We start from the raw sequence: 14,973 nt of genomic DNA on the forward strand, positions 1-14,973 counted from the left end.
ACCAGACCGCTAGCGCTGGGCGCCGATCCGGCCACGCCGGTACAGCAGGGCGCCGGCCCCGATCAACGCGGCACTGGCACCGGCGGCGACCATCATGCCCTCGCTGCTCCCGGTCTCGGCGAGCGCGGGCGGCGGGGTGAGATGCCTACTGGACGGCGGCGGAACGTGCCGCTCACCGGCCGGCGGAGGCATGTGATGCCCGCTGCTGGGCGGCGGGACATGGTGCCCGCCCCCGGGAGGAGGCGTGTGATGCCCTCCGGACGGCGGCGGCGTGTGGTGCCCGCCCCCGGGAGGAGGCGTGTGGTGCCCACCGCCGGGCGGCGGGGTGTGGTGACCGCCACCGGGAGGCGGGGTGTGATGGCCCCCACCGGGAGGCGGCGAGTGGTGCCCCTCGCCGGGCGGCGGCGTGTGGTGGCCTCCCGGCGGCGGGGGCGTGTGGTGGCTCGGGGGCGGGGTGTGGTGGCTCGGCGGGGTGTGGTCGCCGTAGCCGCCGCCTCCCCCGTAGCCGTTGTCCTCGTCGCCGTACGACGGGGCCGGGGCACGGTGGTGGGAGTGCGAGACGTTGGCACACGAGTTGCCGAACGCCGGGTTGAGCGCCGCGGCGGCGTCGACGGTGTTGCCGCACGCGTTGACCGGCACGTTCACCGGGACCGAGACGTTGTTGCCGGACAGCACGCCCGGCGACTCGGTGGCGGCGCCCTTCGCGTGCGTGTCGGCGAAGGCGGGATTGCCGTACAGAGACAGAATGCTTGTCGCAGCGGCGGCGACGACCATTCCCCTACTCAGGGGCTGTCGCATCTCGTTGTCTTCCTGCTTGAGGAGAAGAAGTGGGAAAAGCCGGCCTCGACACGGGAAGGTGCCGAGGCCGGCCAGAAGTTCAGCCGAAAGGCTGACGCGTGAGCGTTACGACGTCACTTGTTGACGCACACGTTGCCGAACGCGGGGTTCAGCAGCCCGATCACGTTGATCGAGTTGCCGCACAGGTTGATCGGCACGTGCACGGGGATCTGGATGACGTTGCCGGAGATGACACCGGGCGAACCGACGGCGACGCCCTCCGCGCCCGCGTCGGCGAAGGCCGGGGCGGCCATGCCGAGGGCCATGATCGCGCCCGCGATGACGGCAGCAGTCTTCTTCATGAAGATTTCCCTTCTTCGGGTCATGCCCAAGTGGCGGTCGAAACCGAAGCGAGCACAGCCGGAACGGCTCGCGCCATGACCTACAGGCTGCAAAACGAGGGACGGACACCCGAAGAAACTACGGGGCACGACTCGAAAGACAATTCACTCGAACGCTGCGCACCGAAAGGACCGGACGACCTACCGGGGCAGAAACGCTTCTTTTCAAGGGCCTGTGGAATTCCGGGAACCCGGGCGGCCACGCCTGAACGACGCGCCGCCCGAGCCCGGCCCGGCAGCGGTCGTCAGCTGCCGAGGGAGCCGTTGCCCGAGAGCACCGGCACGTTGTCCACCAGGTGCGAGAGCGGCTCGTCGCCCTTGGCCTGGGTGGAGTTCTCGGCGCACTGCTGGTTCTGCGGCGCGGACAGGATCGGCACGTCCTGCAAAGCGGTGACCGGGACCAGGACGCCCACCAGCGAGGCGGCGTTGACCTTGGCCGGCAGACCGACACAGAGCTTGTTGAGCGAACCCTGGACCAGGCTGGCCTGGGGGCTCATGTCACCGCCGGTCTTGGCGTTGCCGAACGCCTGCTCGGCGCCGTTGCCGTTGACGGTGGTGACGCCGTTGTCGTTGCCAATGGCCAGCGCCTGGGGAGCCACGGCCGCAGAGACGCCGACGACGGAAGCCGCGACCGCGGTGGCGGCCATTGCCTTCTTGAACATTCGTCCAGAATCCTTTCCTGACGGAGCCGCACATTGCTGCCCCGTCACAACAACCAGGTGGAGCCGGATTGGTTTCGTGGCTTCACCCTCGCGGATTCGCATTGCTCCATTGGAGTGAACGCCAGCAACCATGCGGGGCACGGCCAGTTGTGCAGGTCGCTCCGGTGGACGGGGTTTCTCCAGAAGGGACATGCAAGTGATCAAGAAGGTTTTGGCTGCTGCGGCGATCGCCGCTTCCGTCGCCGGTGTTTCGGCCGCCACGGCGCCCCAGGCGCTCGCGATCGGCAATGACAGCGGTACGACGACCACCAACGGCAACGGTGCCTCGCAGATCTACGGCAACCAGGCCACCTACGGCAACATGAGCCCGCAGATGGCGCTCATCCAGGGCTCGCTGAACAAGCCCTGCATCGGTCTGCCGCTCAAGGCCAACCTGGCCTCGCTCGTCGGCCTGGTCCCGGTCACCGTCGCCCAGGACGTGCCGATCCTGTCGGCCCCGCAGAACCAGCAGTGTGTCGAGAACTCCACCCAGGCCAAGGGTGACGAGCCGCTCTCGCACATCCTGGACAACATCCCGGTCCTGTCGGGCAACGGCTCCCTCGGTAGCTGATCCACGACCCACCCAGCGGGCCGCCGAGTTCTCTCGGCGGCCCGCTGTCGTGTGTCCACCGGCGTGCGGGCGGTGCGGGACGGGGGCGCGCGACGCGGCGCACGCTAGGCCGTTCGGGGCAAAAAGCGCAACCAAACCGTCCGTCGGGGGTTGATCCTCACGCGGCTCTGCAACGGAGTCCGTCTCCGAAAACTCTGCACGGAGTCCGCTCTCCGAAAGGGATAGAAAACATGAAGAAGCTGCTGGCGACCGCGGCCATCGCCGCCTCCGTCGCGGGCGTGGGCGCCGCCACCGCTCCCCAGGCGCTGGCCATCGGCAACGACAACGGCACCACGACCACCAACGGCAACGGTGCCTCGCAGATCTACGGCAACCAGTCGACCCACGGCAACATGAGCCCTCAGCTCTCGCTTGTCCAGGGTTCGCTGAACAAGCCCTGCATCGGTCTGCCGGTCAAGGCCAACCTGGCCTCGCTCGTCGGTCTCGTCCCGGTCACCGTCCTCCAGGACGTGCCGATCCTGTCCGCGCCGCAGAACCAGCAGTGCGTCGAGAACTCCACCCAGGCCAAGGGTGACGAGCCGCTCTCGCACATCCTGGACAACATCCCGGTCCTGTCGGGCAACGGCTCCGCCGGCAGCTGACCGCAGCACCTCCCGAGCGGGTCGCCGATCACCATCGGCGGCCCGCTTCGCCGTGTCCCGGCTACGACACGATGTCCTTGTGGGCGAAGCCCCGGAAGGCCAGCGCGAAGAGGATCACGGCGTAGGTGAGGGAGACGGCGGTGCCCTGGAGCATGCCGGACCACTCCAGGTGCGGCTGGACCGCGTCGGCCCAGGCGAACTGCCAGTGCGCGGGCAGGAAGTCGCGCCAGTCGCCGAGGGCCGTCACCGCGTCCAGGACGTTGCCCACGATGGTCAGGCCGACGGCGCCGCCGACCGCGCCGAGGGGGGCGTCGGTGCGGGTGGAGAGCCAGAACGCGAGCCCGGCGGTGACCAGTTGGGAGACGAAGATGTACGCGACGACCACCACCAGGCGCTGGGCGGCGGTGCCGGTGTCCAGTGCGCCGCCGGTCGGGATCTTCAGCGGGCCCCAGCCGTAGGCGGCGGTGCCGACGGCGAGCGCCACCACCGGCAGCAGGATCATCGCGGCCAGGCTCATGCCGAGCCCGACGACCAGCTTGGACCAGAGCAGCCGGGCCCGGGGCACCGGTGCCGCCAGCAGATAGCGCAGGGACGACCAGCCGGCCTCCGAGGCGACCGTGTCCCCGCAGAACAGGGCGACCGGGATCACCAGCAGGAAGCCGGCCGACACGAACAGGTTGACGGCGGCGAAGTTGGCGCCGGACGCGGTGGCCGTGTCCATCAGGGTGACGCGGTTGCCCCGGCCGCCGGGCTCGCCGCCGACCGCGAACGCGACCAGCAGCACGAACGGCAGCGCGGCGAGGATGCCGGCCATGAACAGGGTGCGGCGGCGCTTCAGTTGGCGGGCCAGCTCGACCCGTAGGGGCAGGGTGCGGGCGGCGCGGTAGCCGGGGGCCACGTCGGTGAGCGTCGAGGTGCTCATGCGGAGCCTCCGATCAGGGTGAGGAAAGCGTCTTCCAGGCGGCGGTGCGGGCCGACGGAGGCGACCGGTATGTCGAGCCGGACCAGCTCGACGACCAGGCTCTCGGCGCTGCCGTCCGGTTCGAGGCGGACCAGGACGCCGTCGTCGGTGCGCAGGGCGGAGGCGACGCCGGGCAGGGCGGCGACCTTCTCCACGACGGGTTCCTCGACCGGGGTGGCGGTGCCGACCAGGAGGGTGTCGCCGGAGCCGATGATCTCGGCGACCGGGCCCGCCTGGACGAGCCGGCCGCGGTCCATGACGACGAGGTGGGTGCAGGACTGCTCGACCTCGGCCAGCAGATGGCTGGAGACGATGACGGTGCGTCCGGCGGCCGCGTAACGGATCATCACCTCGCGCATCTCGCGGATCTGCGGCGGGTCGAGGCCGTTGGTGGGCTCGTCCAGGATGAGCAGGTCGGGCAGGCCCAGCATGGCCTGGGCGATGGCCAGGCGCTGGCGCATGCCCTGCGAGTAGGTGCGCACCGCGCGGGCCAGGGCGTCACCGAGTCCGGCGATCTCCAGGGCCTCGTCGAGGTGGGCGTCCTCGGGCGGGCGGCCGGTGGCCCGCCAGTACAGCTCCAGGTTCTCCCGGCCGGAGAGGTGGGGCAGGAAACCGGCGCCCTCGACGAAGGCGCCGACCCGGGACAGCACGGGGGCGCCGGGGCGGATGGCCTGGCCGAAGACGCGGATCTCGCCGCCGTCGGGCTTGATCAGGCCCATCAGCATGCGCAGGGTGGTGGTCTTGCCGGCGCCGTTCGGGCCGAGCAGGCCGAGGACCTGGCCCTTCTCCACGCGGAACGACAGCTCCCGGACCGCGTACCGGTCGGCGGAGCGGGCGTACCGCTTGCTCAGGCCGGTGATCTGGAGGGGCACGTCGGTCAGTTCGGGCTCGGGCGGGGCAACGGCGGTGCGGCGGCGGCCGGTCAGCAGCAGCGCGGCGGCGATGGCGACACCGGCCAGCGGCAGCCACCACACCCAGGAGGGCAGCGGAGTGGCGGCGGTGCGCACGCTCGGGGCGGTCGGCACCTTGAGGTCGCCCTTGAGGGAGACGGTGTAGGTGGCCGGGGCCGCCGGGGAGGCGTAGCCGAGGTCGGTGGAGGCGAGGACCAGGCGCAGCCGGTGACCCTGTTCGACCTCGTGGTCGATGGCCGGGAGCGTGATCGTCACGTCCTGGCCGGCCTTGGCGTCGTCGACGCGCAGCGGCGTGACCAGTTGGGAGGGCAGCACGGACTGGGTGCCGTCGGCGCCGACGTCGTACACCTTGGCGAAGAGGATCGCGTCCTGGCTGGTGGACTTGATGTGGACGGTGGCCTTCGGGGAGCCGGTGATGCGCAGGGTGGTGGACAGCGGGGCCGAGTCGAAGCGGGCGTACTGGCCGGGGAAGTCCAGGGAGACGCCGACGCCGAGGGAGGAGAGCTGGGAGAGGCCGCCGCCGCCGAGCCCCGGCAGGGCGGAGACGGCGGGTGGGTTGGCGCCCGGCGGGTTGGCGAAGCGCTGCTCGCGGCCGGTGAGGGCGATCGGTTCGAGGCCGCTCTCCAGGCCGGGGTAGTTCTTCGAAGTGGCGCCGCGCAGAACGGCGTTGCCGTCGGTGGAGTCGACGCCTCCGGTGCGGGTGACGCGGAAGGCCGGGCCGGTGGCGGTGGCGGTGTCGTCCTTGAGGTAGCGGTCGAACCACGCACGCACGCGTGTCTGCACGCGGGCCGTCTCCAGGTCGCCGCCGTCGTGGCCGCCCGCGATCCAGTCGACGTCGACGGGGGCGCCGTTGGCGCGGATCGCCTTCGCGGCGGCGTCGGCCTGGCCGAGCGGGAAGAGCGAGTCCGTCTGGCCCTGCGTCAGGAGGGTGGGCACCTTGATGCGGGCGGCGACGGCGGACGGGGAGCGGGCCTCAAGCAGCTTGCGGGCCTGGGCGTCCGGGGTGCCGGACTCCGCGACGCGTTCGTACATGCGGCACAGGTCGGGCTCGAACTTGGCGCAGCCGCCGCCGGAGTTGACGAATATGCCGGCCCACAGTTTCTTGAAGACGCCGTTCGGGAAGAGGGCGTCCGCGAGGTTCCAGTAGGTGATCGCGGGGGCGATGGCGTCGACGCGGTGGTCGTAGCCCGCGGCGAGCAGGGAGACCGCTCCGCCGTAGGAGGCGCCCGCGACGCCCACGCGCGGGTCGCCGGTCTTGTCCAGCTGGACCTGGGGCTGGCGGGCGAGCCAGTCGATCAGCTTCGAGACGTCGGCGACCTCGGCCTTCGGGTCGTTCAGGCCGATGCGGCCGGTGGACTTGCCGAAGCCTCGGGCGGACCAGGTGAGGACCGTGTAGCCGTCCCGGGCGAGGTCCTGGGCCTGGGCCCGGACGTCGTTCTTGGTGCCGCCGAAGCCGTGGGCGAGGAGGACGGCGGGGCGGCGGGTGTCCTTGCTGCCGGACGTGAAGTACGAGGTGTCCAGGGAGACGCCGTTCACGGACATCGTGCGGTCCGTGCGGTGGATGTCCGGCTGGGGGTTGCTCTTGGCCACCGCCGTCCAGGTGCCCGCGGCGGTGAGGAGGGCCGCGGCGGCTGTCGTGGCCCAGAGGCGGCGGCCTCTGGGACGGCCGGGGCGGGGTGGGCGAAGATCCATGCGACAACCGTACGGGGTGTCTCTGACAGTTGGCGTGGGTCTATAGGTTGACGGTGACTTGAGGTGTACCGCGGTTGGTGTACGGCCTCCCCCCGTGGGGATCTGCTCGTTGCCGGGTGCGGGTGCGTTGGGGGTTTTTGCGCCGTTCCCCGCGCCCCTTGGGTGGGTGGGGGAACTGTGCGTTTACCGGTGCGCGTGCGTTGTGGCTGAGCGCGCCGTTCCCCGCGCCCCTTGGGTGGGTGGGGGAACTGTGTGTTTGCGCGTGCGCGTGCGTTGGGGCTGAGCGCGCCGTTCCCCGCGCCCCTGGCGTGGGCGGGGGGAACCGTGCGTTTAGTGGCTCGTGTCTGTCAGTGGTTGCGGGGGAAGCCGAGGTCTACGCCTGTGGGGGCGTCGGCCGGGTCGGGCCAGCGGGTGGTGACGACCTTGCCCCGGGTGTAGAAGTGGGTGCCGTCGTTGCCGTAGATGTGGTGGTCGCCGAAGAGCGAGGCCTTCCAGCCGCCGAAGCTGTGGTAGCCGACGGGGACCGGGATCGGGACGTTGACGCCGACCATGCCGGCCTCGACCTCCAGCTGGAAACGGCGGGCGGCGCCGCCGTCACGGGTGAAGATCGCGGTGCCGTTGCCGAACGGCGAGGCGTTGATGAGGGCCAGGCCCTCCTCGTAGGTGTCGGCGCGCAGCACGCACAGGACCGGGCCGAAGATCTCGTCCTGGTAGGCCTTCGCCGTGGTCGGCACCTTGTCCAGGAGGGAGATGCCGATCCAGTGGCCGTCCTCGAAACCCTCGACCGTGAAGCCGGTGCCGTCGAGGACGACCTCCGCGCCCTCGGCCGCCGCGCCCGTGACGTAGGACGCCACCTTGTCGCGGTGGACCTTGGTGATCAGCGGGCCCATCTCGGACGTCGGGTCGTTGCCCGGGCCGATCTTGATCTTCTCGGCGCGCTCGCGGATCTTCTCGACGAGTTCGTCACCGATCGGGCCCACGGCGACCACGGCCGAGATGGCCATGCAGCGCTCGCCGGCCGAGCCGTACGCCGCCGAGACCGCCGCGTCGGCCGCCGCGTCCAGGTCGGCGTCGGGCAGGACCAGCATGTGGTTCTTGGCGCCGCCCAGGGCCTGCACGCGCTTGGCGTTGGCGGAGGCGGTGGTGTGGATGTAGCGGGCGATCGGGGTCGAGCCCACGAAGGACACGGCCTTGACGTCCGGGTGCTCCAGGAGGCGGTCGACGGCCACCTTGTCGCCGTTGATGACGTTGAAGACGCCGTCGGGCAGGCCGGCCTCGGAGAGGAGTTCGGCGATCTTGAGGGAGGCCGAGGGGTCCTTCTCGGACGGCTTGAGGACGAAGGTGTTGCCGGTCGCGATGGCGATCGGGAACATCCACATCGGGACCATCGCCGGGAAGTTGAACGGCGTGATGCCCGCGACGACGCCCAGCGGCTGCCGGATCGACGACACGTCGACGCGGCTGGCGACCTCGGTGGACAGCTCGCCCTTCAGCTGCACGGTGATCCCGCAGGCCAGGTCGACGATCTCCAGGCCGCGCGCGACCTCGCCGAGGGCGTCGGAGTGCACCTTGCCGTGCTCGGCGGTGATCAGCTCGGCGATCGCGTCGCGGTTCGCGTCGAGCAGCGCCCGGAACTTGAACAGGATGGTGGTGCGCTTGGCGAGCGAGGACGTGCCCCAGGTCGCGAACGCGTCCTTGGCGGCGGCGACGGCCGCGTCGACCTCGTCGACGGTCGCGAACGCGACCTCGGTGGTGACCGCGCCGGTCGCCGGGTCCGTCACCGGACCGAACGTGCCCGACGCGCCTTCGACGGCCTTGCCGCCGATCCAGTGGTTGACGATCTTCGTCATTCCCAGTTGCTCCTTCACAGATGGCGGCGTCGGGTGGAGACGTGCCGTTCGTACAGCTCACGTGCCTCGACTGCGGACTTGCGGGTCGCGGTCTCGGCCACAGGAACATCCCACCAGGCCTGCGCCGGAGGCGCGCCCGACACAGTGTCGGCCGTTTCGGTCTCGACGTAGACACAAGTGGGAGTGTCGGCGGCCCGGGCCTCGGCGAGTGCTTCGCGCAGGTCCCGCACGGTCTTCGCGCGCAGGACCCGCATGCCGAGGCTGGCCGCGTTGGCGGCGAGGTCCACGGGCAGCGGGGCGCCCGTGAACGTGCCGTCGTCGGCGGGGTAGCGGTAGGCGGTGCCGAAGCGTTCGCCGCCCACCGAGGCGGAGAGGCCGCCGATCGACGCGTACCCGTGGTTCTGCACGAGCAGCATCTTGATCGCGACGCCCTCCTGGACGGCGGTCACGATCTCGGTCGGCATCATCAGGTAGGTGCCGTCGCCGACCAGCGCCCAGACGGGGCGGTCGGGGGCGGCGAGCCTGACGCCGATGGCGGCCGGGATCTCGTACCCCATGCAGGAGTAGCCGTACTCCAGGTGGTACTGGTCCCGGGATCTGGCCCGCCACAGTTTGTGCAGGTCGCCCGGGAGCGAACCGGCCGCGTTGATGAGGATGTCGCTCTCGTCGACGAGCGCGTCCAGGATGCCGAGCACCTGCGTCTGGGTCGGCCGGACGTCCGGTTCCTCGGCCTCGTACGCGGCGTCGACGCGCTGCTCCCAGCGCTCCTTGTCCTGCGTGTACTCGGCCGTGTACCCGTCGCTGACCCGGTGTCCCTCGGCCGCGAGTGCCTCGGTCAGCTGGTCGAGGGCGGAGCGGGCGTCGGCGATCAGCGGGGTGCCGGCCAGCTTGTGGCCGTCGAGGGAGGCGATGTTGACGTTGAGGAAGCGCACGTCGGCGCCGGTGAACAGGGTGTGCGACGCGGTCGTGAAGTCCGTGTAGCGGGTGCCGACGCCGATCACCAGGTCGGCGGTGCGGGCGAGTTCGTCGGCGGTGGCGGTGCCGGTGTGGCCGATGCCGCCCACGTCCTGCGGGTGGTCGAAGCGCAGGGAGCCCTTGCCGGCCTGGGTGGACGCGACGGGTATCCCGGTGGCCTCGGCGAACGCGGCGAGGGCCTGTTCGGCGCGGCTGTGGTGCACTCCGCCGCCGGCCACCAGCAGGGGGCGGCGGGCGGCGCGGACCGCCCGTACGGCGGCGGCGAGTTCGACGGGGTCGGCGGCCGGGCGGCGGACCGTCCAGACGCGGTCGGCGAAGAACTCGTCCGGCCAGTCGTACGCCTCCGCCTGCACGTCCTGCGGGAGCGCCAGGGTGACCGCGCCGGTCTCGACGGGGTCGGTGAGGACCCGCATCGCCTGGAGCGCGGCCGGGATCAGGGCTTCCGGTCGGGTGACGCGGTCGAAGAACCGGGAGACGGGGCGCAGGGTGTCGTTGACGGACACATCGCCCGCGTACGGGACTTCGAGCTGCTGGAGCACCGGGTCGGCGGTGCGGGTGGCGAACGTGTCGCCGGGCAGCAGGAGGACCGGGAGGTGGTTGATGGTGGCGAGGGCGGCGCCGGTGACGAGGTTGGTGGCGCCGGGGCCGATCGACGTCGTCACCGCATGCGTGGAGAGGCGGTTGGACTGGCGGGCGTAGCCGACGGCCGCGTGCACCATGGCCTGTTCGTTGCGGCCCTGGTGGAACGGCATCCGGTCCGCGTACTCGACGAGCGCCTGGCCGATCCCGGCGACGTTCCCGTGACCGAAGATGCCCCAGGTGGCGCCGATCAGCCGGTGGCGGACGCCGTCCCGCTCGGTGTACTGGGCGGCGAGGAAGCGGACCAGCGCCTGGGCGACCGTCAGCCGGGTGGTCACCGGTACCCCTCGGAGTGGTCGGGGTGGAAGCAGATCCGCCACTCCCGGTTCTCGCCGGGGCCCGCCATGACGTTCAGGTAGTACATGTCGTGGCCGGGCTGTGCGATCGACGGGCCGTGCCAGCCGTCGGGGACGAGGACGGCGTCGCCGGAGCGGACCTCGGCGAGGACCTCCGCGCCGCCCTCGCGGGAGGGCGAGACGCGCTGGTAGCCGAAGCCGTGCGGGCCGTCGATCTCGAAGTAGTAGATCTCCTCCAGCTCGGCCTCCACGCCGGGCCGGTTCTCGTCGTGCTTGTGCGGCGGGTACGAGGACCAGTTGCCGCCGGGCGTGATGACCTCGACGGCGATCAGCTGGTCGCACTCGAAGGAGTCGGCCGACGCGAAGTTGCGGACGCGGCGCAGACAGGTGCCGCTGCCGCGTTCCTCGACGGGGACCTCCGGCGCGGGGCCGTAGCGGGCGGGGAGTTGTCGCTCGCACTTCGCTCCTGCCAGGGCGAAGCGGCCTCCCGCGCCGGAGGCGATCAGGGCCTGGGCGTCCCGGGGTACGTACGCGAAGTCGGAGGCCGACGCGAACACGCTTTCCCTGCCCAGGAGTTGGAACTCGTGACCCTCGGTCCGCACCGTGCAACCGCCCTCCAGCGGCAGCACGATCCACTCGCTGTCACCGGTGGTGAAGGTGTGGGTGGCGCCCGGTGCCAGTTCGACGACGCGCAGGCTGCTGTGGGTCCAGCCGGCCCGCTCGGGGTCGATGTCGAGCGCGTAGCCGGCGCCGGCGGTGGCGCCGCGCGGGATGTACAGGTCCTTGCTCATGCGGCCCTCACAGCAGTCCGACGGCGGTGTCGACGGCGGCGGTCACATCGCCGTCCGCCGGGTAGAGCAGCGAGCGTCCGACGACCAGTCCGCGCACGGTCGGCAGCCGCAGCGCCTTGCGCCACTTCTCGTACGCCCCGGCTTGGTCCTCCGGGGAGCCCCCGACCTCGCCGCCGAGCAGCACGGCCGGCAGCGTGGACGCGGCCATGACCTCGGCCATGTCGTCCGGGTTCTCGGTGACCGGCACCTTCAGCCAGGTGTAGGCGGAGGTGCCGCCGAGGCCGGAGGCAATGGCGATGGACTTGGTGACGGCCTCGGCCGACAGGTCGTTGCGCAGCCGGCCGTCGTCCCCGCGGCGGCTGATGAACGGCTCGACGAAGACCGGGAGTTTGCGTGCGGCCATGTCGTCGATGGCGCGGGCGGTCGACTCCAGGGTGGTCAGCGAGCCGGGGTCGGCGTAGTCGACGCGCAGCAGCAGCTTGCCCGCGTCGAACCCGAACCGCTCGATGTCCTCGGGGCGGTGGCCGGTGAACCGGTCGTCCAGCTCGAAGGAGGCGCCCTGAAGGCCGCCGCGGTTCATCGAGCCGAGCACGACCTTGCCTTCGAGGGCACCGAGCAGCAGCAGGTCGTCCAGGATGTCGGCGGTCGCGAGCACGCCGTCGACGCCGGGGCGGGACAGCGCGAGGCAGAGGCGTTCGAGCAGGTCGACGCGGTTGGCCATGGCGAACTTGCGGTCGCCGACGCCGAGCGCGCCCCGGGCCGGGTGGTCGGCCGCGACGATCATCAGGCGGCCGCTCGCGCCGAGCAGCGGGCGCCGGGTGCGGCGGGCGGCGGCCTCGGCGACCGCCTCGGGGCGTTCGGTGCGCAGCCGGACCAGTTCGGTGATGTCCACGCGCGCGGGCGCGCCCGGGGCCTGTCCGGCGGTCATCGGACGGCTCCGGCGGCGACGGCGGCGGCGATCTCGTCGGTGGTCGGCATGGCCGAGGAGCACTCCAGGCGGGAGGCGACGATGGCGCCGGCCGCGTTGGCGTTGCGCATGATCGTCTCCAGGTCGTACCCGGCCAGCAGGCCGTGGCAGAGGGAGCCGCCGAACGCGTCGCCCGCGCCGAGGCCGTTGAGGACCGTCACCGGCAGCGGCGGGACCTCGGCGGACTCGCCCGCGCTGTTGACGGCGAGGACACCCTTGGGTCCCTGCTTGACGACGGCGAGTTCGACGCCGGCGTCGAGCAGTGCGCGGGCCGCGCCGTGCGGGTCGCGGACGCCGGTGGCGACCTCGACCTCGTCCAGGTTGCCGACGGCGACCGTGGTGTGGCGCAGGGCCTGCTTGTAGAACGGGCGGGCCTCGTCCGGGTGGCTCCAGAACATGGGGCGCCAGTCGAGGTCGAAGACGGTGGTGCCGGACTTGGCCCGGTGGGCCAGCGCCTGGAGCGTCGCCGTGCGGCTGGGCTCCTCGCTCAGACCGGTGCCGGTGACCCAGAAGACGCGGGCCGCCTCGATGGCGTCCAGGTCCAGGTCGTTGACGTGGATCTCCAGGTCGGGGGCCTTGGGCCGGCGGTAGAAGTACAGCGGGAAGTCGTCCGGCGGGAAGACTTCGCAGAAGGTGACCGGGGTCGGCAGGTCGGCGACCGGGGTGACGAAGCGGTCGTCGACGCCGAAGCGGCGCAGCTCTTCGTGCAGGTAGGTGCCGAACGGGTCGTCACCGGTGCGGGTGATGACCGCGGCGGTGTGGCCCAGGCGGGCGGCGGCTACGGCGACGTTGCTCGCCGAGCCTCCGAGGAACTTGCCGAAGCTTGTCACCTGCGGGAGCGGGACGCCGGTCTGTAGCGGGTACAGATCGACTCCGATCCGCCCCATGGTGATCAGGTCGTACGCCATCGGCTTCCCTTCGTAGCGGCTCTCCTCCGGATTTCTAGCCCCGTACGGGGAGTGGTGTCAATACTTTGTCCAGACATTCGGACGAGTTCCCTTGCGGGGCTTGAGCGGGGCCCTGCGGGGGCGTGGGCGGGGCACGCGGCTGCGCCGCGTCTTTGCGCAGTTCCCCGCGCCCCTGGGGGGGGCTGGGTGCAGGTGGTGCGATTGCCCTGCGGGCTCGTGGGCGGGGCACGCGGCTGCGCCGCGTCTTTGCGCAGTTCCCCGCGCCCCTGGGGGGGCTGGGCGCAGGTGGTGCGATTGCCCGCGGGCTCGTGGGCGGCACGCGGCTGCGCCGCGTTTTTGCGCAGTTCCCCGCGGCCCTGAAACTCCTGGGTGCAGGTGGCACGCGGCTGCGCCGCGTTTTTGTGCGGTTCTCCGCGGCCCTGGGGCGGGGTTTGGTGGTTTGTAACGGATGTCTTGGGTTTGGTTGGTTTTTGTTACGAGAGGGGGGGCTAGGGGGGCGGGGTCGTTCTTGGGGTGTGTGTCGGGTTTGTCCGGCGGTCCTCTCGGTCGTCGTCTCGGCGCGCGTAGGGAGGTGCACGTTCATGAACGATCGCGAGCTCTGGTCCTACAAGCACATCGCCGCCCATATCGGCGTCCAGGCGGACACGGTGCGCTCGTACCGCAAACACGGGCTGCTGCCGCCGCCAGATCTGGTGGACGGCGGGAAACCGTACTGGTTCGGCGACACGGTCCGGGCGTGGGTCGCCGCCCGGCCCGGGAACCGTAATCGGCAGCGGAGGGCTGAATAGGCCCTCCCGCGAGGTCAGTTGGGGCCGACCCACGGTTCTATGACCGTCACCCCGGCTCCTCTCGCCGTGCCCAGTGCGGACAGGGCCGCCGGGGTCTCGGCCAGCGGGATCTTGGAGGTGACGAGGCGGTCGGGGCGCAGGACGCCCGCGCGGACCAGCTCCAGCATCGGCGGGTAGGCGTGCGCGGCCATCCCGTGGCTGCCCAGCAGCTCCAGCTCCAGGGCGATGGCCCGGGCCAGGGGGACCGGGGTGGTGCCCTCCGGGGACGGGAGCAGGCCCACCTGGACGTGCCGGCCCCGGCGGCGCAGGCCGTTCACCGAGGCGGCCGAGGTCCCCGGGGAGCCCAGGGCGTCCAGTGAGAGGTGGGCGCCCCCGCCGGTCAGGTCGCGGACAGCCGACGCGGTGTCCGGCGTCGACGATCCGTCCACGCGGTGGGCCGCGCCGAACTGCCGCGCCAGCTCCAGCGCCCCCGGCGACACGTCGACCGCCACGACCCGCGCTCCCGACGCCGCCGCGATCATCACCGCCGACAGGCCCACGCCCCCGCAGCCGTGCACGGCGACCCACTCCCCCGCCGCCACCCGGCCCTGGAGCACCACCGCGCGGTACGCCGTCGCGAACCGGCAGCCCAGCGAGGCCGCCGTCGCGAACGACATGTCCTCGGGGACGGCCACGAGGTTCACGTCGGCGTGGTCGAGGGCCACGTACTGGGCGAAGGAGCCCCAGTGGGTGAAGCCGGGCTGGGTCTGGCGCTCGCAGACCTGCTGGTCGCCGGCCGCACAGGCGGCGCACGTGCCGCAGGCGCACACGAAGGGCACGGTGACCCGGTCGCCGGGGCGCCAGCCGGTGACCAGGGCGCCGGTCTCCTCGACGACTCCGGCCAGTTCATGGCCGGGGACGTGCGGCAGGGTGATGTCCGGGTCGTGGCCCTGCCAGCCGTGCCAGTCGCTGCGGCACAGGCCGGTGGCCTCGACCCGCACCACGACTCCGTGCGCCGCCGGTGCCGGGTCCGCCACCTCCCGGACCTCGGCCGGCTCCCCGTACCGTTCGAACACCACAGCCCGCATGTGCCGGTCCCTCCGTCTCGTCCGTCGTCCCTCGCCT

At 71.7% G+C, this 14,973-nt stretch carries 14 protein-coding genes; 3 read left to right on the plus strand and 11 right to left on the minus strand.

Annotation, left to right across the window (positions count from 1 at the left end; all coding sequences use genetic code 11):
- Positions 1-9: 9 nt before the first annotated feature.
- The 3 genes from ACIQOU_RS33285 to ACIQOU_RS33295 form a co-directional block, all read right to left on the minus strand.
- On the minus strand, positions 10-798 hold the full coding sequence (locus tag ACIQOU_RS33285; RefSeq protein WP_401543173.1) for a chaplin family protein: 789 nt from the start codon (positions 796-798) through the stop codon (positions 10-12).
- A gap of 113 nt (positions 799-911) precedes the next feature.
- Positions 912-1,139, minus strand: coding sequence for a chaplin ChpD (chpD, locus tag ACIQOU_RS33290; RefSeq protein ID WP_401543176.1), 228 nt, complete (start codon positions 1,137-1,139; stop codon positions 912-914).
- A gap of 284 nt (positions 1,140-1,423) precedes the next feature.
- Positions 1,424-1,840, minus strand: coding sequence for a rodlin (locus ACIQOU_RS33295; protein ID WP_401543179.1), 417 nt, complete (start codon positions 1,838-1,840; stop codon positions 1,424-1,426).
- 196 nt (positions 1,841-2,036) lie between these two features.
- Here ACIQOU_RS33295 and ACIQOU_RS33300 point away from each other — a divergent pair, with 196 nt between their 5' ends.
- Positions 2,037-2,450 carry a rodlin gene (locus ACIQOU_RS33300; RefSeq protein ID WP_401543182.1) on the plus strand — a complete coding sequence of 138 codons (414 nt, stop codon included), beginning with the start codon at positions 2,037-2,039 and terminating at the stop codon, positions 2,448-2,450.
- Between the two features lie 230 nt (positions 2,451-2,680).
- Positions 2,681-3,091, plus strand: a complete 411-nt coding sequence (locus tag ACIQOU_RS33305) for a rodlin (protein ID WP_401543185.1) — start codon at positions 2,681-2,683, stop codon at positions 3,089-3,091.
- Between the two features lie 61 nt (positions 3,092-3,152).
- Here ACIQOU_RS33305 and ACIQOU_RS33310 read toward each other — a convergent pair whose 3' ends face one another.
- From ACIQOU_RS33310 to iolC, 7 genes are all read right to left on the minus strand, one after another.
- The gene (locus tag ACIQOU_RS33310; protein WP_401543188.1) at positions 3,153-4,013 is read right to left on the minus strand and encodes an ABC transporter permease; all 861 of its coding nucleotides are present in this window, start codon (positions 4,011-4,013) and stop codon (positions 3,153-3,155) included.
- Positions 4,010-6,655: an alpha/beta fold hydrolase gene (locus tag ACIQOU_RS33315; protein ID WP_401543191.1), complete on the minus strand. Its 2,646-nt coding sequence runs from the start codon at positions 6,653-6,655 to the stop codon at positions 4,010-4,012. The genes ACIQOU_RS33310 and ACIQOU_RS33315 overlap by 4 nt, the downstream gene beginning before the upstream one ends.
- 347 nt (positions 6,656-7,002) lie before the next feature.
- The gene (mmsA, locus tag ACIQOU_RS33320) at positions 7,003-8,505 is read right to left on the minus strand and encodes a CoA-acylating methylmalonate-semialdehyde dehydrogenase (protein ID WP_401543194.1); all 1,503 of its coding nucleotides are present in this window, start codon (positions 8,503-8,505) and stop codon (positions 7,003-7,005) included.
- Positions 8,506-8,519: 14 nt separating this feature from the next.
- The gene (gene iolD / locus ACIQOU_RS33325; protein ID WP_401543197.1) at positions 8,520-10,397 is read right to left on the minus strand and encodes a 3D-(3,5/4)-trihydroxycyclohexane-1,2-dione acylhydrolase (decyclizing); all 1,878 of its coding nucleotides are present in this window, start codon (positions 10,395-10,397) and stop codon (positions 8,520-8,522) included.
- The gene (gene iolB / locus ACIQOU_RS33330; RefSeq protein ID WP_401543199.1) at positions 10,394-11,206 is read right to left on the minus strand and encodes a 5-deoxy-glucuronate isomerase; all 813 of its coding nucleotides are present in this window, start codon (positions 11,204-11,206) and stop codon (positions 10,394-10,396) included. Before iolB ends, iolD begins: the two co-directional genes overlap by 4 nt.
- A 7-nt stretch (positions 11,207-11,213) precedes the next feature.
- Complete coding sequence (locus tag ACIQOU_RS33335; protein ID WP_401543202.1) at positions 11,214-12,134, minus strand: deoxyribose-phosphate aldolase; 921 nt, start codon at positions 12,132-12,134, stop codon at positions 11,214-11,216.
- Positions 12,131-13,081, minus strand: coding sequence for a 5-dehydro-2-deoxygluconokinase (iolC, locus tag ACIQOU_RS33340; RefSeq protein WP_401543205.1), 951 nt, complete (start codon positions 13,079-13,081; stop codon positions 12,131-12,133). Before iolC ends, ACIQOU_RS33335 begins: the two co-directional genes overlap by 4 nt.
- Before the next feature lie 581 nt (positions 13,082-13,662).
- On the opposite strand from iolC, the gene ACIQOU_RS33345 reads away from it, so the two are divergent.
- Positions 13,663-13,869, plus strand: coding sequence for a helix-turn-helix transcriptional regulator (locus ACIQOU_RS33345; protein WP_401543208.1), 207 nt, complete (start codon positions 13,663-13,665; stop codon positions 13,867-13,869).
- Between the two features lie 14 nt (positions 13,870-13,883).
- Here ACIQOU_RS33345 and ACIQOU_RS33350 read toward each other — a convergent pair whose 3' ends face one another.
- Positions 13,884-14,936 carry a zinc-dependent alcohol dehydrogenase family protein gene (locus tag ACIQOU_RS33350; RefSeq protein WP_401543211.1) on the minus strand — a complete coding sequence of 351 codons (1,053 nt, stop codon included), beginning with the start codon at positions 14,934-14,936 and terminating at the stop codon, positions 13,884-13,886.
- Positions 14,937-14,973: the final 37 nt, after the last annotated feature.

It is taken from the genome of Streptomyces sp. NPDC091279, from assembly GCF_044757465.1.
Taxonomy (GTDB): Bacteria; Actinomycetota; Actinomycetes; order Streptomycetales; family Streptomycetaceae; genus Streptomyces.